Origin of the sequence: Mesorhizobium sp. M0664, from assembly GCF_040320565.1 — a bacterium.
Lineage (GTDB): Bacteria > Pseudomonadota > Alphaproteobacteria > Rhizobiales > Rhizobiaceae > Mesorhizobium.
In genome coordinates, this window is record NZ_JAMYPW010000003.1 from 298,190 (window position 1) to 322,468 (window position 24,279).

A 24,279-nucleotide genomic window follows, 5' to 3' on the forward strand; every position below is an offset into this window, starting at 1 on the left:
GCTGGACGCGACACATATGGGATGCGCCGTCACCCGCCATTCAACGATTTCAGCAGATCGTCGATCGACGAGGGATCGAGCTTGAGCTTTGGCGGGGGCTGCACTGGCGGTGGCACGTTGTTTGCGGCCGGTGGCGCCCGTTCCGCGCGCTCCGCCGCGGCCTTGCGTTCGGCGTCGAGCCTTGCCTTCTCTTCCGAGGCGATCCGCAACGCCTCTTCCGCCCTCTGGCGTTGCTGTTCTTCGGCCTGCGCTGCTTCCTCGGCAGCCTGTTGCGCCGCCTTGGCTTTGGCTTCGGCATCCGCTGCGGCCTTTGCAGCCGCCTCGGCTTTCGCCCTGGCCTCGGCTTCGGCTTTCGCCGCTGCATCCGCCTTTGCCTTGGCTTCAGCCTGCGCCCTGGCCTCCGCTTCGGCTTGGGCCTGCGCCTCAGCTTCGGCCTTTGCCTTGGCGTCCGCTTCAGCTTTCGCTTTGGCCTCAGCCTGCGCCCTCGCCTCCGCATCCGCCTGTGCCTTGGCGTCCGCTTCAGCCTTCGCCTCGGCTTCGGCCTTTGCCTTGGCGTCGGCCTCGGCCTTCAGCCGCGCTGCTTCCTGTTGCCTGCGCAGTTCCTCCGCCGCTCTTTCACGCTCGGTTTGCAGCGCAGCGTAGTAGCGCACCTCACGCCGCAGCCTTTGTTTCTCGAGCAGTGCGGCTTGCATGGCTTCGACCCGCTGCTGCTCCTTTTCCAGCGCACGCTGGGTCAGGAACTGTGCCAGCGGCTCGCTGTCGAACTGCCGTTTGGTGGCGCCAAACGGCCCGTCGACGCTGAAATTCAAAATCGGTTCGGAGCCGACCAGCGCCTCATTGCCGGGCCGGTAGGCGATCTCGCCCTTGGCATCGACGGTGCTGGTGTTCAGATCGGCGGTGATGTCGGCGGACAGCGTCGCGCCCGGGCTTTCGAATTTGACCGGCGGCGCCCTTAGCGTGCCGCCGGCGATGGTGAAGGCAATATCGGTGTCCTGCGCCGGAAAACTGCCCGCCGCGGCGATCTGCGGCACAAAGCCGGCGGTCTTCGACGCGTCGATATCGCGCCCTATCGCGTCGGCCTTGGCAATGAATGCGCCAAAGGCATCGGGATTGAAGCCGGCAATAGTCATGCCCTTCAGCGTCGCCGTGCCGGAACCGGACAGCGCCGCAACCATCGCGTCGACCGATTTGCCGCTGGTCGAAAGCGCCGTCGAGAACTCGCCGCTTCCGCTGATGCCGGCCTCCGGCAGCACGGCTACCAGATCGGCGCCGGCGAGTTTCATCTGACTGGAGAAAAGCCCGGTGCCGTCATTGTTCTTGAGCTCGAACAGGCCACTCAACGCGCCGCCGAGGAACTTTGCCTTGAGGTCGGAAACGCGGATGCCCTCCTGGTCGAGCTGCAGCGACAGCGCAGCGTTATAGGCGGTGGCAAGCGGACCGGCGGCAAGCGACGCCGCCGTCAGATCGAGATCGGCGGTAAATGGCAGACTGGATTTCTGGCTGAACGGTGCCGTCGGCCAGGTCCTGTCGTTGACAAGGAAGGCCTGGTCGCCGAACAGCATCACCGCCATCGGATCGAGGTCCAGCTCGTCCAGCGACAGCGCGCCGGCAAGATGCGGCAGCCCCTCGTTGATGTCGATATTTACGTCACCGGAAACCGCCGCTTCGTTGACGGCGCCGCTGAGGCCGCTCAGCACCAGGAGACCATTGCCGTAATCGGCATCGGCTGCAAGCGACGTCGACATGCCGGTGCCCATGCCGGGCAGGCCGACGCCGGTCGTCATCAGCCATGGCTCGATGTCGGCCGTTTCAAGGCTGACCTTGCCCTTGGCGGCCGCGCCTTGAGGCGTGTCGGCAATTGTCCCGTCGAAACCAGCTTTGAAGTCGTTGCCGGCCAGGCTGAAGCGTGTCGCCAGGCCGCCGCCAAGCGTGCCTTTGGCCGAGACCTCGGTAGTCGCCTCGCCAAGCATGCCGAGTGGCAGCGCCGGCAGACCGTAAAGCGCCAGAAGCGCGGTGGCGTCGGCGTTCCTTGCGTTGAAGGTCAGCGTCACCGGCGCTTCGAGAGGCCGGTCGAGCGCCCCTTTGCCGGACAACGACGCCGAAAAGGCCGAGCCACCGGCCTTGCCCTGTGCGCTCATTGCCAGTCCAGTCGTACCGTCGCCATTGTCTGCGGCACTCGTGACCGCATCGATACGCGCATCCTGGAACAGCTCGGGATAGGCAGCAGCACGCTCCGCCAGGCCCTTCAGCACTGCATTGTCGGGATAATGCTGGACGGCGACGTCGATCAGCGGCTTGAGGTCGACGGCGACCACCGAGGCGTCGAGCTTGCCGGTCGGGCTCGCCGGGAAATCCTTGATTCGACCGGTAGCGCTGATCGAGGCGCCGGCAAGTCCGCCGACCGACAGGCGATCGATCTCAAGCAGCCCATCGCGCAATCTAAGCGCGGTGTCGACGCTATCGGCGGTCAACCCGCCGGCGCTGACCGGCCCGGCCTTGATCTGGAAATCGAGGTCGCGGTCGGAAAAGCGGTTGGCGCCCTTGTCGCTGACGAAGATCGAGGCGAAGGCGGCGAGCCCGTCGACATCGAGTTCGCCACCTTCCAGTTGCATCAGCACCGATGGCCTTGTGTCGTCGGGCTGGCTGGAATCGATGCGGCCGGAGAACTTCGCCTTGCCGAGGATGAGTTCGAGATCGCTGAAGGCCTGGTGCTTCTCGCTCAAATCCACCTTGGCCTTGAAGCCGGCGGCCGGCAAGCGGCGGATCGCCTCGTCGACGTCCTTCGACAGCCATGCGGCGAAGCCGGAGGGCTGCGCCACCGCCAGAAGCAGCGATCCGGTGAAACCGAAATGGTCCTCGACGCTGACCATGCCGTTGGCTTCCAGCTTGGCGCGGCCGGGCAGCGTGGCGGCCAGCGATTTTACCGCCCAGCCGCCCTCGGCTGGCTCGGCGGACAGGTGCACGTCGCGAACGGTGGTATCGCCTGCCACCACCGCCGGCAGTTTCACCTCGACCGTGCCCGGTATGGTCGGCTTCGGCAGGTCGAGCAGCGCCTGCTCCAGCGCCGCCACCCGCTCGGACAGCGTCAATCCGGCACCGGCCGCCGCCCCCACGGCCTCGTCGAACTGCACCTGCGCGCCATCGGCCTCGATCGAGAAATGCGGCTTCAGCCCAAGGTCGACCGCAGCCTTGCCGTCGGCAGTGTAGGGATTGTCGCGCGGCCCGGTCTCGAAGCGGAATTCGTCGACGCCGAGCTTCTGGTGGTCGAGCGAAAACTTGCCGTTCAGCCTGAAGCCCGGGTCCGGTTTGCCGGCGCTGACTTTCAGCGCCTCGCCGCCGGTGCCCAGCTGCCGCGCCGCAGTCTGGTCTGCGCCCGATATCTTGAACTGGCCCGAATAGACGGCGGCGCCCTCGACGAGGCCCACATTGCCGTCGGTCTCGATGACCAGCGGATAGGCGTCCGGATCGGCCTTGAGCCTGAGCCGCATTTGCCCGTCCGGTTCGGCCTTGCCGGTGGAAGCGGCGATCGTCGTCCGCAACCCGTCCAGCAACAGCGAGCCGTCCAGCCGCCAGGGGCCGGCCAGCGACTTGGCCGAGATCGTCGAGTTGATCTCGGAAATAAGATGGCTGCGCCCGCCAGCGGCGTGGCTGAGCGCGATCTGTCCTTCCGTCACCGTCAGCTTCTCGATGGAGATCTGGCCGGGATCGAAGGGCGAGGACGGCCGTATCGTCCAGTCGACCGTGCCGTCGGCGGCGATGTCAATCGTCGCCTTCGGCCTCACCAGGCGCATGTCGAAGATCAGCACCTCGCCGCGCAGGAATGGCGCGAGTTCTGCATCCATCGAAAAGGTTTCGACGGTCATCGCCGGCTGGCCGTTAGGGCCACCGGCAACGGCGACGTTGGAAAAGGTCACCGAGGGGAACGGCAACAGCCTTGCCGTCGCATCGCCTCGCACGGTCACCTTGCGGCCCAGGACGGCACTGGCCTCGCGCTCGAAATCGGCACGGTAACCTGTCCAGTCGACAAAGTACGGCACCACCAGCGCCGCACACAGCACCAGCACGAGAAGCCCACCGAAGATCACGAACAGGCGTGCGAGCATGAACTCCTGGATAGTTGATAGTAAAGTCAGTGGCACTCTACCCGCATCAGCGTGTCGATAAAGAGGCAAATCGGGGCGCGGCAGCGGCCTGATGTCAGTCCTTTCCCGGCAGTATCTTCCCCGGGTTCATGATGTTCAGCGGATCGAGCGCCTGCTTGATCGTGCGCATGATGTCGACGCCATGGCCGAGCTCATGCCGCAGGAAGCCGATCTTGCCTTGCCCTATGCCGTGCTCGCCAGTGCAGGTGCCGTCCATGGCGATGGCGCGCATATTGAGCCGCGCCACGAATTTTTCGGCCAGTGCGATCTCTTTCGGGTCATCCACGTCCATCAGCACCAGCACATGGAAATTGCCGTCGCCGGCATGGCCGACGATCGGGGCGATCAGGCCCATCTCGGCGATATCCGCCTCGGTCTCGGTGACGCATTCGGCAAAGCGCGAGATCGGCACGCAGACATCGGTCGACAGGCCCTTGGCGCCCGGCCGCAGCGTCAGCGACGACCAGTAGGCATCGTGCCGGGCTTTCCACAATTTTGTCCGCTCTTCGGCGACGCTGGTCCACAGGAACGGACCGCCGCTATTTTCCTCGGCGATCATGCCGAAGGTCTCGGCCTGTTCGGCGACGCTGGCATCGCTGCCGTGGAACTCGACGAACAGGCACGGGCTCTCCGGATAGTCGAGCTTCGAATAGGTCTTCATCGCCCGCATCTGCAGCGCGTTGACCAATTCTATGCGCGCCACCGGAATGCCCATCTGGATGGTCGCGATCACCGTGTTGCACGCCGCCTCGAGGCTGGGAAACGGGCAGACGCCGCCTGAAATCGCCTGTGGAATGCCCTGCAGCTTCAAGGTCAGCTGGGTGATGATGCCAAGCGTGCCTTCCGAACCGATCAGCAGCCGCGTCAGATCATAGCCGGCCGAGCTTTTCTTGGCGCGCTTGCCGGTCGTCACTGCTTCCCCGTCGGCCATCACCGCCGTCAGCGACAGGACGTTCTCGCGCATCGTGCCGTAGCGCACCGCGTTGGTGCCCGACGCACGCGTCGCCGCCATGCCGCCGAGCGAGGCGTTGGCGCCCGGGTCGATCGGAAAGAACAGGCCGGTGTCGCGCAGATGCCGGTTGAGATCCTCGCGCGTCACGCCGGGCTCGACGGTGCAGTCGAGGTCCTGCGGATTGACCGCAATGATGCGGTTCATGCGTGACGTATCGAGCGAGATGCCACCGCCCGGCGCATTGGTGTGGCCTTCCAGCGAGGAACCGACGCCAAAGGCGATCACCGGCACGCGATGTGCCGCGCATGCGCGCACGATCTCCTGCACCTCCTCCGTCGTCTCGGCAAAGGCGACGCCGTCCGGCGCCTGCGTCGGGATATAGGTCGTGGTGTGCGCGTGCTGGGCGCGGATCGCCTGGCCGGTCTGGAATCGCTCGCCGAGCCGCTGCTTGAGGATGCCGAGTACGGCGGCAATGCCTTCTTCGTTGCGCTCGACCGGATTGAGGTCGCTTAGAGCCATCGATTCCTCCGCGAATGGACCAGCGTCCACCCTTGTTCTGCATCTACGGATGCGTAGTCTCACCAACCACGCTCTGTCCAGTCCACGCTCATCCCGGCATGACGAGAAGGAAGTTTCCGATGCCCATCCCCGCCCCTTTCGTCTCCCGCGCCATGGACATCGAGGAGGCCTGGATCGACTACAACGGCCATCTCAACATGGCCTACTACAACGTGCTTTTCGATCGTTGCTCCGACGAAGCCTTCGAGATGATGGGGATGGGGCCGGATTATGTGAAAGAACGACGGCTGACCATCTACACGGCGGAAGTCCATGTCTGCTACGTCCAGGAGTTGCATCTCGACCACAAGGTCACGGTCTCGTTCCAACTCCTCGACCATGACGACAAGCGGCTGAGGGCCTATCAAGAAATCCGCCATCTCGACGGCTGGCTTGCCGCCACATCCGAAACGCTGTCGCTGCATGTCGACATGGCTGGCCCGAAGGTGGCGCCCTTCCCCGCCGACGTCCTGGCCAGGGTGGAAGCGATGCGCGCCGCCCATGCTGCCCTGCCGATGCCGGAGCGCGCCGGCCGCTCGATCGGTATTCGTCGTAAGTCGGCTTGAACCACGGTCCAACCGCCGTTAACCTTACCGAGGTTTTAACGTGAACAAGCCGAATTGAGACGTTGAACGACTCAGCGCGGCGTTGGAAAACCGTCCGCATCGAATTGCGATACGGGCGGCGGAGCAGCAGCGGTTCGGGGAACGTGCATGAAAACCGATATCAAGGTCGAGGCGGACAGGCTGGCGGCTGATCCACGCATCACCGACTATGATTTCTGGCGCTCGCTGAAGAACCTCAATAACGAGATCTTCCACATCGCCAACAACAACGAGCCGATCCCTTTCGCCATGATCCGCTGGCGCGCCATCCTGAAGCAGGCGCGGATGAAACGCGGCCACGCCTGAACGGTGGGGGAAGAAACAGACCGGCCGTCCGGTTTGCATTTCTGATGATGTGCTGACGAACGATCCCAAGCGTCACAGCTGGCGCTTCACCGCCCCCAGCGGCGATCGCGGCACCACGGGCGACGACTGGATGATCGCCGTATTGGTCATCGCGAACGGAATGATCCGGTCGATCACCCGTTCGAGCTCGGCCACCGAGCCGACATGCGCCAAAGCGATGAAACAGTCCTCGCCGGTGACCCGGTCGCATTGGGCGATTTCCGGTAGGTCGCGGATGATTTCGGCCACGACAGCCAGTTGCCCCGGCACCGGCCTGATCCGCAGCCATGCCGACAGCTTCATGCCGAGCGCGGCCGGATTGATACGCACCGTATAGGCCTCGATCACACCGCTTTCCTGCAGCCGCTTGATGCGCTCGGCAACGCTCGGCGCCGACAGGCCGACCGACCGCGCCAATTCGGCGGTGCTGGTGCGCGCGTCCTTTTCCAGCAGGCGCAGAATTTTCAGGTCCGCCGGATCCAGATCGCTATTTTCATTTCGAAAGCGTTTCAGCGGAATACTCCTTGCTTTCGGAAAGGAAATGGCCGAAATGCCCGGCAATTATCCATATCAATGGCAACAATCGCCTGCGATACTGATCCCATGCAAGATCGGACGCAAGCCCCCGCAGCAAGTCCGGCACTCGCCGGCCCCGCCTTTACCCTGGCAAACGCGGTCCCGCCGCATCTCTGGTTCGGCGTCAGCGCCGTGTTCCACTATCTCGGACCGGCCTTCGCGGTGCTGCTTTTCCCGCATGTCGGCGTGCTCGGCATGGCTTGGCTGCGCATCGCCACCGCGGCACTCGTCTTTGCCCCATTGACCCGGCCATGGGCGGTCTTCGCCCGCGCCGATCGCTCGACGCAGTTGCTGCTTCTGGCCTTCGGCGCCTGCCTTGGCGTGATGAACTGTTCTTTCTACCTGGCGCTCGATCGGCTGCCGATCTCCCTGGTGGCAGCGATCGAATTCGTCGGCACGATCGGCGTCGCGCTTGTTGGCCTCAGAAGCCCGCGCAATCTCGCCGCCCTCGCAATCGCTGTCGCCGGCACCCTGCTGCTAATCGACGTCAAATGGTCGAGCGATCCCGTCGGCCTGTTCTGGGCCTTCCTCAACGGCACGCTGTTCGTTGGCTACATCGTTCTTGGCCACCGCGTCGCGCGCGCCGGCGCTGGTGACGGCATCGCCGGGCTGGGTGCCGCCATGGCGGTCGCCCTTCTCGTCGTTCTGCCGATCGGTTTCGCCGATGCTCTGCCGGCTTTCTCGGCGCCGCCGCTGCTGCTTGCGGCGGTCGGCGTCGGCATCTGCTCGTCGGTCATTCCCTATATTTGCGACCAGCTTGCCATGTCGCGGCTGCCGCGCTCCAGCTTCGCGCTGATGCTGTCATTGCTGCCGGTCACCGCAACGTTGATCGGCGTCATCGTGCTGCGGCAGGTGCCGAGCCTCACCGACTGCCTTGGCATCGCCCTGGTGGTGGCCGGCGTGGCGTTCCATAAGCCGGCGCCGGACTGATCAGGCCAGCTTCTCCTTGAGGAAAGCGATCGTCCGGCCCCAGGCGAGGTCGGCCGCCTTCTTGTCATAGCGGGCCGCCGACGTGTCGTTATTGAAGGCATGGTTGGCGCCTTCATAGACATAGACCGAGTATTCGACATGAGCCGCGTCGAGTGCCTTCTTGAAGGCATCGATACCGGCATTGGTGCGGGTGTCGAGCCCGGCATAATGCAGCATGAGCGCGGCCTTGATCTTCGGCACGTCCTCGGCCTTTGGCTGCATGCCGTAATAGGCGACGGCGGCGGCGAGGTCCGGCGCGTTGACGGCCAGCATGTTCACCGTGCCGCCGCCCCAGCAGAAGCCGACGGCGCCGACCTTGCCGTTGCCGTCCTCGTAGCCTTTGAGGTAGGCGACGGTTGCCACGGCATTGGCGGCGACCTGTGCTGGATCGAGCTGGGAAAACAGGTCACGTGCCCTGTTTTCATCGTCCGGCGTGCCGCCGAGCGATGTCATGAAGTCCGGCGCAAGCGCCACGAACCCTTCCAGCGCCACGCGCCGCGCCACATCGCGAATATGCGGGTTGAGACCCCTGTTCTCGTGCACCACGATGACCGTGCCAAGCTTGCCGGTCTGCTCCGCCGGCCTGACCAGATAGCCCTTCATCTCGCCGGCGCTGCCGGGATAGCTGATGTCCTCGCCTTTCACACGCGGATCGTCTTCCGCCACGATTGCCGCCTGGGCCGAGTTCGCCGCCAGCAGCGGCGCGATCGCGGCAGCTGCCGCACCCGATCCGGCAAGCCTGGTCAATTGCTCCATGAAGCGCCGCCGGTCGAGCGTCAGATGCGTGTATTCGTCATAGGCGTCGATCATCGCCTGGGTAATGACAGGCTCGGCGGCAATGGGTCCGGCAGGTGTTGTCATGGCGCGCTCCTCGTCGGCGCCCCCCGCGGCAACATAGAGCCGAAGCTTGCCTGGTCCAGTCACGGCTGAGTGAGGCTGCCATAAGTCCCTGCACGACGCCGTGATGCCGCGCGCCGCACTGTCGTTAAATTTTGGTCCTTTGTGGCAATGCTAAATGCACGCACCACGATGTAAAAAGAAGTTACCGGGCTATGCCTCACTCGGGCCATTTGGCGAACGAGAATGGCCATTTGGCGGGAAAAAGAATGCCTGATTGACGACGAAGGAATATGCCATGACCTTTCCCTCCCCGCTTCTGGCAAGTGGGTTCGCCCTCGCCGCTATGGCTTTGCTGGCGCTGCGGTTCACTGCCTTCACCGCATTCAAACGATCGTTGATCAAAATCCGCGCCAACCGGCACCCGCCCGCAAACACCAAAGCCTGAGGAAAGGTCATGGACGTTCAGGACATCATCAACACCGTCTCCCAGAAATCTGGTCTCAACCAGGCTTTGACGGAAAAGATCGCCGGCACGATTTTCTCGGTGCTCGAACACGAGGCGGAAGGCACGACCCTGTCCAGCTTCTTCGCCAAAATCCCGGGAGCCGACGCCCTGGCCAAGCAATATGATGTCATGGCTCCCGGCGCAGCTTCCGGTGGTGGCCTCCTGTCCTCGCTGGAGGGCGCGCTCGGTGGCGCTCTCGGCGAAAAGACCGGCGCGCTGATCAACGGCGTCGCCATACTCAAGGCATCAGGCCTCACGCTCGCACAGATCAGCCAGGCCGGCACAATGCTGGTCCAGCAGGCCGAGACAGCCGCCGGCCCGCATCTGACCAGTGAGGTACTTGCATCGGTACCCGACCTGAAAGGGCATCCCGGGCTCTGAAGGAACTTCTCTATTTCGGCAGCGTGTAGGCCATCACATAGTCGCCCGGCTTGGTACCGACCGAGCCGTGGCCGCCGGCAACGATGACGACCAACTGGCGTCCGTCGGCTACCGTGTAGGTCATCGGTGTCGACTGCCCGCCGGCCGGCAGCCGCGCCTGCCAGAGCTGTTTGCCGGTCGTCAGGTCATAAGCGCGCACATAGTCATCGACCGCCGCACCGAGGAAGGCGACGCCGCCGGCAGTGATCATCGGCCCGCCAATGCCGGGCACGCCGACCTTGAACGGCAGCGGCAGCGGCGTCATGTCGTAGACGGTGCCGTTGCGATGCTTGTAGACGATCTTGCCGGTCCGAAGGTCGGCACCCGCCACATAGCCCCAGGGCGGCGCCTGGCAGGGAATGCCGAGCGGCGACAGGAACGGCTTCAATATCACTGCGTAAGGCGCACCGTCATTGCGGTTCAGGCCTTGTTCGCTGCCCTTGGTGTCACCGGGCGGCGGCACGTCGGCGCGCGGCACCAGCTTGGAGATGAACGCCAGGTATGTCGGCATGCCGAACATCACCTGCCGGACCGGATCGACTGCCACGCCGCCCCAATTGAAGGTGCCGAAATTGCCGGGATAGATCAGCGAGCCTTGCAGCGACGGCGGCGTGTAGCGGCCCTCATAGCGCAGCTTCCGGAGCTCGATCCGGCAGGCCAGCTGGTCGAACATGGTGATGCCCCACATGTCGGCACCGGTCAGCGGTTTCGGACTGAAGCTCAGGTCCGAGACCGGCTGCGTCGGCGAGGTATGGTCGCCCTCGATCGCGCCGCCCGGTGCCGGCACTTCCTTGACCGGAACGATCGGCTCGCCGCTGCGCCGGTCGAGCACATAGAGGTCGCCCTGCTTGGTCGGCCCGACCAGCGCCGGCACCACGCCACTTTCCGTGGTGATGTCGACCAGCGTCGGCTGCGCCGGCACGTCCATGTCCCAGAGATCGTGGTGCACGGTCTGCCGCACCCAGCGCAATTGTCCGCTGTTGAGATCGAGCGCGGTGATCGACGAGGAGAATTTCTCGTCATTGGCGCTGCGCCCGGCGCCGAGCTGGTCCGGCGTCTTGTTGCCGAGCGGCACATAAAGCAGGCCGAGCTTCTCGTCGGCGCTTGCCGTCGACCACATGTTGGGCGAGTTGTTGGTGTAGGTCTGGCCCGGCGGCAGCGGCGTCGTCTGGTCCGGATTGCCGGAATCCCAGTTCCACAACAGCGCGCCGGTGTCGGCATCGTAGGCACGAATGACCCCGGACGGCTCCTGCGTCGAATAATTGTCGTTGACCGCGCCGCCGACGATGATCTTGTTGGCGACGATCAGCGGCGCCGAGGTCGAATAATAATAGCCCGGCTTCGGATATGGCATGTTGGCGACCAGGTTCAGCGTGCCGCCTTCGGCGAAAGTCGGGCAGACCTGGCCATTCGCCGCATCGAGCGCGATCAGCCGGGCGTCGGATGTCGGCAGGTAGATGCGTGTGGCGCAGGGCTGGCCAGCGGCGACCCTGGCATCGGCATAATAGGACACGCCGCGGCAGGTCTGGTGCTGGCGGTCCTTGTTGAGCTTGACCTGCGGATCGAAGCGCCATTTCTCCTTACCGCTCGCGGCATCGATGGCGATGGCGAAATTATGCGGCGTGCAGATGTAGAGCGTGTCGGCGATTTTTAGCGGCGTCACCTGATAGGTCGTCTCGCCGATGTCGTCGGGCCCTTTCACGTCGCCGGTGCGATAGGTCCAGGCCGGCTGCAGATTGGCGACGTTTTCGGCGGTGATCTGGTCGAGCGGCGAATAGCGCTGGCCATATTGCGTGCGACCGTAATAGTGCCATTCGCCAGCCGGCACGTTGCCGCCGAGATCGGCCGTCGGCGTCACCTTGTCGGTGTTGAGTTCACCCGCAATATCCTTTGGATCGGTCGTCATCGAATAGCCGGCGACCGCAAGCGAGGCCAGCACGGCGAGGATCAGCGGCGCGCGTCCGTCGGGACCGGTAAGCCCGCGCCGCGCCCATGGCGTCAACAGCCATAGCGCGACAAGCACGATGATGCCGCCGCGCGGGCCGAGCTCCCACCAGTCGAAGCCAATCTCCCAGACCGCCCAGGCGAGCGTGCCGAGCACGATCGCCGCGTAGAGCCACAGCGCCGTGGATCTGCGCCTGTAGAGCAGCCAGGCCGCGACAAGGAAAGCTAGACCGACGATGACGTAGTACCAGCTGCCGCCCAGCGTCACGAGCCAGATGCCGCCGCCGCCAACCGCCAGGCCGATGAGGAAAAGGATCAGGGAGGTAATGACCACAGCCAAGACGGTGCTCCTTCGACTGGTGCGCTCCGCGACGCGTCCATGGGCAACCCGGCATTGCGCTCCTGCCCCCACGCAACTTTCTCCGGCCCGCTTCCCCTGTCAAGCAAGCTCGGCGTTTTACGGTGCCGACCCATCGCAAGCCCGGCGTTTTGGTTAGCGGACCCATCCAGATTGTGAGTCCACCGACTGGACAGAGAACAAAACGGAGACACTTCTGGCCTTTCGCTGCCGAATCACTACATTCGGGGAGAGATGTCCGGCTTTTCGGAAGACATGCCTTTTTTTGACGAACCGAACGCGCGGCCCGTGGCCCCGTCGGGCATTGCCGCGCGCGCCATGGCTGCCCGCAGCAACCAGAACAATGCGCCCGACTATCTCAAGGGGTTGAACCCCGAGCAGCGGCTGGCGGTTGAGACCACTGAAGGCCCGGTTCTGGTGTTGGCCGGCGCCGGCACCGGCAAGACGCGCGTCCTGACCACCCGCATCGCCCACATCCTTGCCACCGGCAAGGCTTTCCCGTCGCAGATCCTCGCCGTCACCTTCACCAACAAGGCGGCGCGCGAGATGAAGCAGCGCATCGGCCTGTTGATCGGCGAAGGCAATGTCGAGGGCATGCCGTGGCTCGGCACCTTCCACTCGATTGGAGTGAAGCTGCTGCGCAGACATGCCGAGCTGGCCGGGCTCAAATCCGACTTCACCATTCTCGACACGGACGACGTGGTGCGCCTGATCAAGCAGCTTATCCAGGCCGAAGGGCTGGACGACAAGCGCTGGCCGGCCAAGCAGTTCGCCCAGATGATCGACGGCTGGAAGAACAAGGGCCTCGGTCCCGCCGACATCCCCGAGGGCGATGCCCGTGCCTTCGCCAACGGCAAGGGCCGCGAGCTCTACAAGGCCTATCAGGAGCGGCTGAAAACGCTGAACGCTTGCGACTTCGGCGATCTCCTGTGCCATCCGATCCGCATCTTCCGCGCCAATCCGGACGTGCTGAAGGAATACCACAAGCGCTTCCGCTACATCCTCGTCGACGAATATCAGGACACCAACACCGCCCAGTACATGTGGCTGCGGCTCTTGGCGCAGCGGCCGCAATCCTCCCCCCTTGAGGGGGAGGTGCCCGCGAAGCGGGCGGAGGGGGTTGCCGCAGAAGGCACCGCTAGAGCGTCGAGCACTGCCGCCGGTAGGTCGAGCACTGCCGCACGGACCCCACCCGACCGGGCTTTGCCCGGCCACCCTCCCCTCAAGGGGGAGGGAAGCCCGCGCCTGTCCACCGTAAATATCTGCTGCGTCGGCGACGACGACCAGTCGATCTATGGCTGGCGCGGCGCCGAGGTCGACAACATCCTGCGCTTCGACAAGGATTTTCCCGGCGCCACCATCATCCGGCTGGAGCGCAACTATCGCTCGACCGCGCACATCCTCGGCACCGCCTCCCACCTCATCGCCCACAATGAGGGCCGCTTCGGCAAGACGCTGTTCACCGAAAAGATCGCCGAGGACGACGAGAAGGTGCATGTCCATGCCGCCTGGGATTCCGAAGAGGAGGCCCGCGCCGTCGGCGAGACCATCGAGGCCTACCAGCGCCAGAAGCACAATCTCAACGACATGGCGATTCTCGTCCGCGCCTCCTTCCAGATGCGCGAATTCGAGGATCGCTTCGTCACGCTCGGCCTCAATTACCGCGTCATCGGCGGCCCGCGCTTCTACGAGCGGCTCGAGATTCGCGATGCGCTGGCTTTCTTTCGCGTCGTCGCGCAAGGCGCCGACGACCTCGCCTTCGAGCGCATCGTCAACGTGCCGAAGCGCGGCTTGGGCGAGGCCACCATCCGCCAGATCCACGACACCGCACGGGCGCTGCGCATCCCGATGCTGGAGGCGGCGGCAAAACTTGCCGAGAGCGACGAGCTGAAGCCCAAGCCGCGCGCGGCACTGCGCGAGGTATCGGCCAATTTCGAACGCTGGCAAAAGGCTCTCGAAACCACGCCGCACACCGAGCTCGCCGAGACCATTCTGGAGGAGAGCGGCTACACCGACATGTGGAAGAACGACCGCTCGGTCGAAGCGCCCGGTCGGCTCGAGAACTTAAAAGAACTGATCCGCTCCATGGAGGAGTATGAATCGCTGCGCTCTTTCCTCGAACATGTCGCGCTGGTGATGGACGCCGAGCAGAACGCCGAGCTCGACGCCGTCAACATCATGACGCTGCATTCGGCCAAGGGCCTCGAATTCGAAACCGTGTTCCTGCCCGGCTGGGAAGAAGGCCTGTTCCCGCACCAACGCTCGCTCGACGAGGGCGGCCGCTCAGGGCTGGAGGAGGAACGCCGCCTCGCCTATGTCGGCCTGACCCGCGCCAAGAAGAACCTGCACATCTGGTTCGTCTCCAACCGCCGCATCCACGGCCTCTGGCAATCGACCATCCCGTCGCGCTTCCTTGACGAGCTGCCGGAAGCCCATGTCGAAGTTTCCGAGAGCGGCAACTCCTACGGCGGCTACGGCAATGCCTATGGCGGCGGCTCGTTCGCCTCCGGTCGTGGAGGCCAAGGTGCAGGCAGGCAGAACCCTTATGGAGCGTCGCGCTTCGACAACATCGGCGGCAATAACGGCGCCGAAAAATCCGGCGCTTTCTCCAGCACCTATGCGACACCGGGCTGGCAGCGTGCTCAGGCCAACCGCACCGAGGCGACCGACCGCAATTGGGGCACGCGCTCCGGCCACCAGGTCGAGCGCATCGGCTATGGCGAAACCGACTCCGGCTACGGCGCCGGTCGCACCTCGGTCAAAGGGCGCACTATCGACGGCGAGCTGGTCGCCAAATCCGTCGCCGACACGCCGTCCCCCTTCAGCGTCGGCGACCGCGTCTTCCACCAGAAATTCGGCAACGGCAACATCTCGGCCATCGAAGGCAACAAGCTGACCATCGACTTCGACAAAGCCGGCCAGAAACGCGTGCTGGACGGGTTTGTCACCGGGGTGTGAGGCCGCCGGGCGCTAGCGATACCGCGCCTGGTTCCACTTGTGGCCGAGCAGCGACAGGATGATGATCAGGCCGTTGAAGAACTGGACGTAGAAGCCGCTCAGGCCTGCCGCGACGACGCCGGTCTGGATGAACGAGACCGTGACCGCGCCGATGGCGCCTCCGACGACGGTACCGATGCCGCCCCAGGTCGGGGTGCCGCCGACGAACACCGATGCCAGCACCGGCAGCAGGTATCCGTCGCCCGCCGTCGGCCACCAGGTGAAGTTGATCATCACCGAGAACGTGCCGGCGATCGCCGCGCCGATACCGACGAAGACGAACACTTTCACCCGCACGCGCTTGACGTCGATACCCATCTGCTGGGCGCTGTCGGGATTGTCGCCGACCACCTTGACCTGCGCGCCGAAGCGATGGCGGTTGTAAAGCAGCGCCGACAGCACGACGAAGCCGATGGCCCAGAAGATCTGCACCGGAATGCCATAAAGCTGGCTGGAGAAGATCTTGTAGGCCCAGCTGTCGGCAAGACCGGTCAGTGCCGTCGACCTGCCCTCGTTGATGATCTGGATCAGGCCGCGCAGCAGGAAATTCATGCCGAGCGTGGCGATCAGCGACGACAGCCCGCCATAGACGACCAGCGAGCCGACCAGGAAGCCGAGCAGCATGCCGGTGACGATTGCGGCGGCGATGCCGAGGAACGGGTCGTAGCCGGCCTGCACGACCAGCGCGAAGACCCATGAGGCAAAGCCCATTGTCGCCGGAAACGACAGGTCGATCTCGCCGCAAGTGACGACGAAGACCAGCGGCACCACCACGAACAACGCCACCGGCAGCGTGGTCAGCACGGAACTGTAGAGATTCCAGGTGGTGAACACGATCGGGTTGGCGATCATGAACACCGCCATCATGACGATGAACACGGCAAGCGTGCCGAGCGCGGCGCGGTTGTCGAGGATGAACCCGCGCAGCCAATTGTCGGACGGGTGTCTCCACTCTTTCCCGGCGGCCTCATTATGCGTGCCGCCGAGGGGGCTCTGCAGATCGGGTTCCATGGTCTTGCTCATCGTGCCGCCCTCCCTGCATCGCCCGCGTCGTGCAACCCCGGCAATCCGCTGGGGTGGGCGACGTCTTCCATGAAATTGATCAGATCCTCGGCCGATTTGACCTCGCTGCGGTCGGCGGTGAGCGCGACCTTGCCGCGGTCCAGCACCACGAAGCGATCGGCGATATCGAAGACGTGGTGGATGTTGTGGCCGATGAACAGGATCGAGCGACCGCTCGCCCGCACCTGGCGCACGAAGTGGAAGACCTTGGCGGTCTCGGTCAGCGATAGCGCGGTCGTCGGTTCGTCGAGGACTATCAGCTCCGCCTTCTTATAGATGGCCCGCGCGATCGCCACGCCCTGCCGTTCGCCGCCCGAGAGCTGGCCGACGATCGACTGTGGCGTGAACACTTTCGAGGTGAAGCCGATCTCGCGCATCAGCCGGCTCGCCTCCGCGATCTCCTTGTTGACCTTCAGCCAGCCAAGCCAGCCGGTGAGTTCGCGGCCCATGAAGATATTGCGTACGATCGTCTGCTGCACGGCGAGCGCCCGGTCCTGGAACACCGTTTCGATACCGGCGTCGCGCGAGCGCGCAGGGCTCCATCCGGTCACCGGCTTGCCGCGGACGAGAATCTCGCCGCTGGTCGGTTTGACCACGCCGGACAGGATCTTGATCAGCGTCGACTTGCCGGCGCCATTGTCGCCGATCAGACCGACCACCTCGCCGCGATCGACGCTGAGATTGACCCCGCCCAGCGCATAGACCTGGCCGTAGGACTTGGTGATGTCGCGCAGTTCGATGATGCGTTCGGCCATGGCGATCCTCGCTTGATTGTCGCGTGCCGGCCTTTTCGCCGGCGGTCCCGCCGGCCGGGCTCGATCCCGGCCGACGGCTTGGGAGGTCAGCGCAGCGCCTGCTTGGCGAGCTCGGCGACGATCTCGTAATTCTGCGGCGTGACGAAGCCGGCGCCGGTATCGACATTCATCGGTGCGAGACCCAGCACAACCTGCTGGCAGAGGCTGAGGATCGGCAGATAGCCCTGCAGGAACGGCTGCTGGTCGGCCGTCAGCTGCACCCAGCCGCCCTTGAAGCCCTCGACGATCTGCGGGCTGGTGTCGAAGCCGAAGTTGAAGATATCGCCCGGCTTCCTGCCCGCCGCCTGCATGTAAGTCGGGACGTTGCCCAGCATCTGTCCGCCGGGATAGCCAACCGCCTTGACGTCGGGATTGTTGAGCAGTGCCGCGGTGATCACCGGAAGGGCCAGATTGGGGTCGGAAGCCCATTCGCCGCTTGGCGGCGAGGAGAGCTGTATGACCTCGACGCCCGCTTCCTTGAGGGCAGCGACAGTGCCGCGTTCGCGCGCGCCGCGGCTCTCGTTCTCGAACGGGCCGATCATGATTGCCTTGTCGCCGGCCTTGAGCCCGGCCAGCTTGACCGCCTCGGCACCAAGCGCGCGGCCCTGCTGCTCCTGCTGGGCACCGACATAGCCGCCGCCGAACGCCGCCGTGACCGTCGGCACCGGCACGTTCTGGTACATCATCTTGATGCCGTCCTTGTGCGCCTGTTCGGCCAGCGGCATGATCGCGGCGTCGCCCGGGTGGCCCATCATGGCGATGCCTTGGGGCTTGACCGCGACAGCCTCGCGCAATTGCTGCACCATCTTCTCGACATCCCACTGGGAAAAGATGTAGTCGACCTTCGGCCCGAGATCGGCCGCCGCCTGCTTCGCGCCATTATAGACGATCGTGCCGAAGGCATCGCCCTCGGCGCCGCCGACGAAGAAACGGATATGGACATCCTTACACCACTGGGCATCGAGCGCCTGCGCCGGCAAGGTCGAGAGTGCGGCGGCGAGCGCCATCGCGGCCGCCGCGACGGTCGAGCGCAGAACTGTCCTTCTCATCGTAATGCTCATGCACTTATCCTCCCTTTGTTCCCTCGCTAGCCGAGGGGTTTTGACGATCGCTTCGGCATTGCGCCGCAATCTTTCGCTGGCCGGCACCTCCCGCCGGCTTGTCCTGTTTTTATGCATGTCGTTATCGCAAAACCGCTGGGCACTTTTGCGCGACATGCATTAGCCTCACACCGGGTTCGGCAGGTAGCTCGCGCCTCCCCGGCATTGTTGGAGATAATCCAGTGCCCGCGCCTGGCCGGTGATCTCGAGATCGCCGCGATAGACCGGGTCGTGCCAGCCCTCGATGTCGATGGCGCCCTTGTAGCCGGCCAGCCGCAGCTCGCTGATCACCCGCGTCCAGTCGCTGTCGCCGAAGCCAGGGGTGCGCATCTGCACGAACGGCAGGCGGCCGAACACGCCATGTTCGCGGATCACGTCCCAGCGCACCGTCGCGTCCTTGCCGTGGACGTGGAAGATACGCTGCGCCCATTTGCGGATCTGCGGGATCGGATCGATCAGATAGACCAGCTGGTGGCAGGGCTCCCACTCCAGGCCGAGATTGTCGTTTGGCAATTCGTTGAATATCAGCTCCCAGGCGTCCGGATTGTGGGCGATGTTCCAGTCGCCGCTGGCCCAGTTGCCGTCCATGGCGCAGTTCTCGAAGGCGATGCGCACGCCCTTGTCGGCGGCCCGCTTGGCGAGCGGCCCCCAGACCTCGCGGAAGCGCGGCAGGCTGTCGGGCAGCGGCTTGCCGCGGATGCGGCCGGTGAAGCCGCTGACCATGTTGGTGCCGAACCGATGCGCGTTGTCGATGATCGTTTCCCACGCCTCGAGCACGCCGCGATCGATCTCGCCGCTCTCCAGCGGATTGCCGAACACGCCGATCGACGAGACGATGACATCGGCATCGCCGATCGCCTCGCGGATCTCGCCCGCCAGCCGCGGAATGTCCTTGCCGCCCAGCGTCTGCCAGAAGAACGGCTGGATGCTCTCGAAGCCGAGCGGCAGGATCTGCCTGACATAGGCGGCCGGGTCGTCGAGGTTCGCACGCACCATGGTGCCGATCCTGATGTCGAGCAGCGGGTTTGGCATCATGACCCCTCCTGTTGAGCGATAGCGACCCGGCGCCCGGTTTCGGCGCTCTCGATCGCAGCGAAAACCATGGCCAGGCTCTTGATGTTGTCGGCGCCGCGCGTCTCCGGCTCGGTGCCGGTTTCGACGGCGCGGACGAAATCCTGGATGATGCCGAGATGGCCGCCGACACGATCTGCCGGGTCGAGCGGCGGCACGGCTATCGGTTCGGTGCGGTCGAACAGGCCTTCACGGACCGGCCGCACGACTTCCGCCTTCAATCCGTCCGCGCCGTCCCAGACAATGCTGCCGCGCTCGGCGACGATCCGCCATGTACTGTCCCAGCTTGTACGGAAGCCGGCCGCGCACCAACTGCCGGCATAGGTGAACAGCTTGCCGCCGCCGAGGTTGAAGCTTGCGGCTGCCGACGACCCTTGCCGATACCAGGAGTTGGCCGGCTCCCACTCCTGGCAATAGACGCCGGCCGGTTCGCCGGCCACCATGTAGCGGGCTGCATCGAATGTGTGGATCGCCATATCGAGCAGCAGCACATGGCGCATCTCTTCGCGAAAACCGCCGAAATGCGGCGCAACGAAGAAATCGGCGTGGATGCTGGTTGGCGCACCAATGGCGCCGGAATCGAGAAAGCGCCGGATGCGCCTGACATTGGCGACATAGCGGCGGTTCTGCACGACGGCATGGATGCGGCCGGCGCTGCGGGCCGCCTCGACAATGGCACGCGCATTGTCCGGGCTGTCGGCCAGCGGCTTTTCGGTCAAGAGATGGCAATGGTGGGCAAAGGCGGAAAGCGCGACCTCGCGGCGGGCGGCGGGAACCACGACGTCGAATACCGCGTCGGGCCTGGTCTGGTCGAGCACGGCGTCGAGCTCAGTTCCGATGACGGCGCCGGAAAGCTCGTATTCGCGCGCCCTTGCCCGCGCCCTTTCGGCGTCGAGATCAACCAGGCCGACAATGGCGAGCCCGTCGATCTGCTTGGCCGCATCGAGCCAGGCCTTGCTCATCGCGCCGCAGCCGACCAGGACGACATTGATCATCCAGCACTCCTCCCTCTCGGCCCCTCCAGACCGATCGTCACGGCGTTCACGGCAGAGCCGCAAACGTTCTTCCGTAAACGTTTACGAGAACACACCCGATGGCGTAGAATGTCAATTGGCCGGCTGTGAAAAATCGTGGCGTCGGCTTGGCCCGGAGAGCAGCCGGTGCTAGCCAAGCAAGGGGGAGAACTGTCCTTTGGCGTCCAGCATTCACGACCTTGCGCGTCACCTGAATATTTCGATCGGCACGGTGTCGCGCGCGCTCAACGGCCGCGCCGATGTCAATGCCGACACACGCCAGCGCGTGCTCGATGCGGCCAAGAAGCTGAATTATTCGCCGAACCAGTCCGGCCGCAGCCTGCGGCGCGGCGCCACCCATTCGATCGCCTTCATGCTGCAGCCTCATCCGGGCGACCAGGAATATGGCGAGCCGTTCTTCATTCCGTTCCTGACCGGGTTGCAGGCCAAGCTCGCCGAAAGCGGCCTCGACCTGATCGTGGTGATGGGCGCGCCGGGCGACTACCAGCAGGAGCGCCTGCGCCGTGTCGTCGAGACGCGGCGGGCCGATGCCGTGGTGCTGGCCTGGACGCGGCGCGAGGACGAGCGCATCGACTATCTGACCCAGGCCGGTTTCCCGTTCGCGACGCTCGGCCGCAGCCGCTCCGGCGGCGATTCCTATCCCTCGCTCGACCTCGATTTCGAAAAAGCCGGGGCTGACGCGGTCGATCGTCTCGTCGCGCGCGGTCACCGCCGCATCGCCGCCATCCGCCCGTCGCTCGACCTCAATTTCGGCTATCTGTTCCTCGCCGGCTATCGCAAGGCGTTGCGGCGGCACGGCATCGAATTCGACCCCGAGTTGATCGCCGACGGCTTCATCAACGAGGCCGGCGGCTACGCGGTGACGCCGAAGGTCATGCGCTCCAAGGACCCGCCGACGGCCATCATCTTCAACAATGATGCGATGGCGCTTGGCGGCTGCAAGGCTCTGGCCGAGGCGGGCATCAGGCCCGGCCACGACGTTGCGGTGATCGTCATCGTCGACACCCCGCTCTGCCGCTATTTTTCGCCGGCGCTGACCGGCTTCCGCCCGGCGCTCGAGCCGATGGGCGAGCGGTTGGCCGAAATGCTGCTGGCATCGATCCCGGCTTACGCCGGCGCCGAAGGCGCACGCATCATCCGTGAAGTCTGGCCGCTGGAACTGATCGCGCGCGACAGCGATTGAATCGCGGCGCTCACTGAGCAGGCTCAGATTGATCAAGACCCCCGCGCTCGCGCTCCGGCGTTGCGACCAGCGAGGCAGCGGCGGCATTGGCGGCGGCAAGTGCCGCCTCGACGGGCTCTCCACGCGCAAGCCCCGCCGCAAAGGCGCCGACGAATTCATCACCGGCACCGTGGGTGCTGACCACCTCCACCGGCATCGCCGGCAAGGCGAATGCCTGGCCGTCGCGGTCGCAATAGGCAATGCCCTCGCCGCCGGCCGTAACGATTGCAGCCGGATAGGAACCGACGAGCATGCCGGCCGCCTTCGCAGCACCCTCGAGCGTGTCGACGACCGGAACGCCGGCCAGGAATTCCGCCTCGATGGCGTTGACGATGACGATGTCGGTCAGCGCGATCAGTTCGGCTGTCAGCTTTCGCGCCGGCGCCGCATTGAGAACGACGCGGCCGCCATGCGCCTTCACCGCTCGCGCCGCGGCAATGTTGGCGGCTTCCGGTACCTCGTTCTGCAGCAGCAGAACCGCCGTTTGCGCAATCAGCTCGGCCGCCTCAGTAATGTCCTTTTCGCCGAGAGTGAGATTGCTGCCCGAGACGATCACCGCGCCATAGTCGCCGCTGTCGTCGAAAATCGCTACGCTCATGCCCGAGCCGGCGCCCGAAGCCACTCCCACGAAGCGCTGGTCGACGCCGTTGCGATCGAGATTGTCGAGAAGCGCGCAGCCGAAATCATCGTCGCCGACAGCTCCGATCATCGCCGCACGCACGCCGGCCCGCGCTGCCGACACCGCCTGGTTGCCGCCCTTGCCGCCGCATTTCGGATGCCAGGCATGGCCGGTGACCGTTTCGCCCTTGCGTGGGCGATCGGGGGCTTCGACCAGGATATCGTAATGCAGGCTGCCGAATACGGTCACCAGCGGCGGAGGAGCCGTCATGTGCCCCAGACCTTCATGAGCCGCTTGCCTTTCATGAGTTCTTGTCTTTCCGTTTCGACGTCACCGCAGACATGGTACGGCCGAGATTGCGCTCCGCCGCCTGGTAGTCGCGTTGCGCGACCGCGACGAACAGCGCGTCGAGAATGTTGAGCTGGGCAATGCGCGCCGCTGCGTTCTCACCCATCAACGGCGAGCCTTGGGCGGTCGAGCAAAGCACGATGTCGGCGATGGCTGCCAATGGCGAGTTGTCATAGTTGGTGATGGCCAGCGTGCGCGCGCCGCTTTTGCGCGCAAGTTGGATGGCGTCGATAACAGCGCTCGTGTTGCCGGAATGCGAGAAGCCGACGGCGATGTCGTCGGCGCCGAGCAGCGAGGCCGACATCAGCATCATGTGCGAATCGTCATAGACAGAGGTGCGGATGCCGATGCGCAGGAATTTGTGCGAGACGTCGCGTGCGATCTGCGCCGAACCGCCGACGCCGTAGAAATCGCGGTTCCTGGCGCGGTAAAGCAGATCGGCGGCACGGTCGAAATCGTCCATGTCGAGGATGGCGAGCGTCTCCTCCAGCGCCTGGATAGAGGTGCGGAACACCTTCTGCACGATCTCGGCCGAACTGTCGTCCACCGACAGCTCCTGATGCATCTCGGCGGTCGGCAGGCGACTGTATTCATAGACCGCCGTGCGAAAGTCGCGATAGCCGGAAAAACCCAGCTTCTTGGCGATCTTGACCACCATCGCCTCCGACACACCGGCCTCCTCGGCGATCTGCTTGAGCGGTATGGTCTCGTCGAAGCCGCGCCGTCCGAAGACGGTTTCAACCACCTTCGCCTCGAGCGGCGTCAGATGCGGCATCATCATGCGAATGCGCGGTCCTACTGCTTTCAGGTCCAGCCCGGTCAAGGTCATCCACGTCCCCTCGTCACGCGATCGATAAGCATCGCGGCGAGGATTATAAGGCCAGTTGCCAGGAGCTGATAGAAGGACTGCACGTTCATCAGCGTCAGGCCGTTGCGCATGCTGCCAAGAATGACGGCGCCCAGGATGGTGCCGACGACGCTGCCCTTGCCGCCCATCAGCGAGGCACCGCCGATCGCCGCCGCCGCTATGGCGTCGAGTTCCCAGAGATTGCCGAGAATGGGCTCGGCGGCACCCAGCCGGCCGATCAGGATCTGCGCTGCAAGCGCTGCCAGCAGGCCCGAGATCATATAGGCGGCGATCTTGGTGCGAGCGATCGGCACGCCGGCTATGTAGGCCGCCTCCTCATTGCCCCCGACGGCGAGCAGATATTCGCCAAACGGCGTCTTCTTGAGGATGATCCAGGCAATCAGCGCGACCACGGCCACGATGATGACCGCCAAGGGCAATCCGAACAGCGAGCCGTTGAAGATGGCACGGAAGCCGGCAGGCAGGCCGAGCACCGGATTGCCGCCGGTATAGATCAGCGCCAGCGCCCGGTAGGTGCTGAGCGTTCCCAGCGTGACGATGAAGGGCTGCAGCCCGACATAGGCAACCAGCACGCCGTTGAGCAGTCCGCAGGCGAGGCCGATGGCGAAGCCAGCGGCGATGGCCAGCGGAAACGGCACTCCGGCAACCAGCATCGAGGCCGAGATGACCGCCGAAAGGGCTGCCGTCGGCCCGACGGACAGGTCGATGCCGCCCGAGATGATGACCAGCGTCATGCCCAACGCCAGGCACGCATTGATGCTCGATTGCTGCAGGATGTTGATCAGGTTACGCTCGGCAAAGAAGCCGGGGACCAGCACCCCGAAGACGGCGAGGATCACCACCAGGCCGATCAGCGTGCCGGCGTCGCGCACGGAAAACCGGTGCAGGAAATCTGCCCTTGGGCGCGCTGCTGTGTGTTGGGTTATATCGGTCATCGGCTGGTCCTGTCC

Annotated in this window: 20 protein-coding genes; 7 read left to right on the top strand and 13 right to left on the bottom strand. The window is 64.7% G+C overall.

Going from position 1 to position 24,279, the window contains the following annotated elements:
* Window positions 1–29: 29 nt before the first annotated feature.
* Window positions 30–4,103 carry an AsmA family protein gene (locus NKI39_RS06960; protein WP_352831176.1) on the bottom strand — a complete coding sequence of 1,358 codons (4,074 nt, stop codon included), beginning with the start codon at window positions 4,101–4,103 and terminating at the stop codon, window positions 30–32.
* 94 nt (window positions 4,104–4,197) lie between these two features.
* Window positions 4,198–5,613, bottom strand: a complete 1,416-nt coding sequence (locus NKI39_RS06965) for an FAD-binding oxidoreductase (protein WP_352796734.1) — start codon at window positions 5,611–5,613, stop codon at window positions 4,198–4,200.
* A 119-nt stretch (window positions 5,614–5,732) separates the two neighbouring features.
* Between NKI39_RS06965 and NKI39_RS06970 the strand changes: the two genes are divergently transcribed.
* Complete coding sequence (locus NKI39_RS06970) at window positions 5,733–6,218, top strand: thioesterase family protein (protein WP_352831178.1); 486 nt, start codon at window positions 5,733–5,735, stop codon at window positions 6,216–6,218.
* 147 nt (window positions 6,219–6,365) lie between these two features.
* Window positions 6,366–6,563: a hypothetical protein gene (locus NKI39_RS06975; protein WP_023676715.1), complete on the top strand. Its 198-nt coding sequence runs from the start codon at window positions 6,366–6,368 to the stop codon at window positions 6,561–6,563.
* A gap of 72 nt (window positions 6,564–6,635) precedes the next feature.
* Here the strand turns inward: NKI39_RS06975 and NKI39_RS06980 are convergent, their stop codons facing one another.
* Entirely contained in the window at window positions 6,636–7,115 is a 480-nt protein-coding gene (locus tag NKI39_RS06980; RefSeq protein ID WP_352831290.1) for an Lrp/AsnC family transcriptional regulator, read from the bottom strand.
* 90 nt (window positions 7,116–7,205) lie between these two features.
* On the opposite strand from NKI39_RS06980, the gene NKI39_RS06985 reads away from it, so the two are divergent.
* Window positions 7,206–8,108, top strand: a complete 903-nt coding sequence (locus NKI39_RS06985; RefSeq protein WP_352831180.1) for an EamA family transporter — start codon at window positions 7,206–7,208, stop codon at window positions 8,106–8,108.
* Here the strand turns inward: NKI39_RS06985 and NKI39_RS06990 are convergent, their stop codons facing one another.
* A complete protein-coding gene (locus tag NKI39_RS06990) occupies window positions 8,109–9,008 on the bottom strand; it encodes a dienelactone hydrolase family protein (protein ID WP_352831181.1) in 900 nt (299 codons plus the stop codon). It lies immediately after the preceding gene.
* 253 nt (window positions 9,009–9,261) lie between these two features.
* On the opposite strand from NKI39_RS06990, the gene NKI39_RS06995 reads away from it, so the two are divergent.
* Together NKI39_RS06995 and NKI39_RS07000 are read left to right on the top strand one after the other, a co-directional pair.
* Window positions 9,262–9,432, top strand: coding sequence for a hypothetical protein (locus NKI39_RS06995; protein WP_352471599.1), 171 nt, complete (start codon window positions 9,262–9,264; stop codon window positions 9,430–9,432).
* Between the two features lie 9 nt (window positions 9,433–9,441).
* Complete coding sequence (locus tag NKI39_RS07000) at window positions 9,442–9,873, top strand: hypothetical protein (RefSeq protein ID WP_352815403.1); 432 nt, start codon at window positions 9,442–9,444, stop codon at window positions 9,871–9,873.
* A gap of 10 nt (window positions 9,874–9,883) precedes the next feature.
* Here NKI39_RS07000 and NKI39_RS07005 read toward each other — a convergent pair whose 3' ends face one another.
* The gene (locus tag NKI39_RS07005) at window positions 9,884–12,196 is read right to left on the bottom strand and encodes a glucose/quinate/shikimate family membrane-bound PQQ-dependent dehydrogenase (protein WP_352815405.1); all 2,313 of its coding nucleotides are present in this window, start codon (window positions 12,194–12,196) and stop codon (window positions 9,884–9,886) included.
* A 252-nt stretch (window positions 12,197–12,448) separates the two neighbouring features.
* Between NKI39_RS07005 and NKI39_RS07010 the strand changes: the two genes are divergently transcribed.
* Complete coding sequence (locus NKI39_RS07010) at window positions 12,449–15,172, top strand: ATP-dependent helicase (protein WP_352614311.1); 2,724 nt, start codon at window positions 12,449–12,451, stop codon at window positions 15,170–15,172.
* Between the two features lie 12 nt (window positions 15,173–15,184).
* On the opposite strand, the gene NKI39_RS07015 is transcribed toward NKI39_RS07010, so the two are convergent.
* From NKI39_RS07015 to NKI39_RS07035, 5 genes are all read right to left on the bottom strand, one after another.
* Complete coding sequence (locus NKI39_RS07015) at window positions 15,185–16,234, bottom strand: ABC transporter permease (protein WP_352505624.1); 1,050 nt, start codon at window positions 16,232–16,234, stop codon at window positions 15,185–15,187.
* On the bottom strand, window positions 16,231–17,028 hold the full coding sequence (locus NKI39_RS07020; RefSeq protein WP_352505623.1) for an ATP-binding cassette domain-containing protein: 798 nt from the start codon (window positions 17,026–17,028) through the stop codon (window positions 16,231–16,233). The genes NKI39_RS07015 and NKI39_RS07020 overlap by 4 nt, the downstream gene beginning before the upstream one ends.
* Before the next feature lie 86 nt (window positions 17,029–17,114).
* On the bottom strand, window positions 17,115–18,128 hold the full coding sequence (locus NKI39_RS07025) for a substrate-binding domain-containing protein (RefSeq protein ID WP_023676725.1): 1,014 nt from the start codon (window positions 18,126–18,128) through the stop codon (window positions 17,115–17,117).
* A 165-nt stretch (window positions 18,129–18,293) separates the two neighbouring features.
* Complete coding sequence (locus NKI39_RS07030; protein WP_352505670.1) at window positions 18,294–19,199, bottom strand: sugar phosphate isomerase/epimerase family protein; 906 nt, start codon at window positions 19,197–19,199, stop codon at window positions 18,294–18,296.
* Window positions 19,199–20,233: a Gfo/Idh/MocA family protein gene (locus NKI39_RS07035; RefSeq protein ID WP_352505622.1), complete on the bottom strand. Its 1,035-nt coding sequence runs from the start codon at window positions 20,231–20,233 to the stop codon at window positions 19,199–19,201. The genes NKI39_RS07030 and NKI39_RS07035 overlap by 1 nt, the downstream gene beginning before the upstream one ends.
* A gap of 196 nt (window positions 20,234–20,429) precedes the next feature.
* Between NKI39_RS07035 and NKI39_RS07040 the strand changes: the two genes are divergently transcribed.
* The gene (locus tag NKI39_RS07040; protein WP_023676728.1) at window positions 20,430–21,455 is read left to right on the top strand and encodes a LacI family DNA-binding transcriptional regulator; all 1,026 of its coding nucleotides are present in this window, start codon (window positions 20,430–20,432) and stop codon (window positions 21,453–21,455) included.
* Between the two features lie 10 nt (window positions 21,456–21,465).
* Here NKI39_RS07040 and NKI39_RS07045 read toward each other — a convergent pair whose 3' ends face one another.
* Genes NKI39_RS07045 through NKI39_RS07055 form a run of 3 tightly spaced genes read right to left on the bottom strand, consistent with a single transcriptional unit; the run spans window position 21,466 to window position 24,264 of the window.
* On the bottom strand, window positions 21,466–22,383 hold the full coding sequence (locus NKI39_RS07045; RefSeq protein WP_352831184.1) for a ribokinase: 918 nt from the start codon (window positions 22,381–22,383) through the stop codon (window positions 21,466–21,468).
* 31 nt (window positions 22,384–22,414) lie between these two features.
* Entirely contained in the window at window positions 22,415–23,290 is an 876-nt protein-coding gene (locus tag NKI39_RS07050; protein ID WP_352831186.1) for a MurR/RpiR family transcriptional regulator, read from the bottom strand.
* Window positions 23,287–24,264, bottom strand: coding sequence for an ABC transporter permease (locus tag NKI39_RS07055; protein WP_352831188.1), 978 nt, complete (start codon window positions 24,262–24,264; stop codon window positions 23,287–23,289). The genes NKI39_RS07050 and NKI39_RS07055 overlap by 4 nt, the downstream gene beginning before the upstream one ends.
* Window positions 24,265–24,279 lie beyond the last annotated feature (15 nt).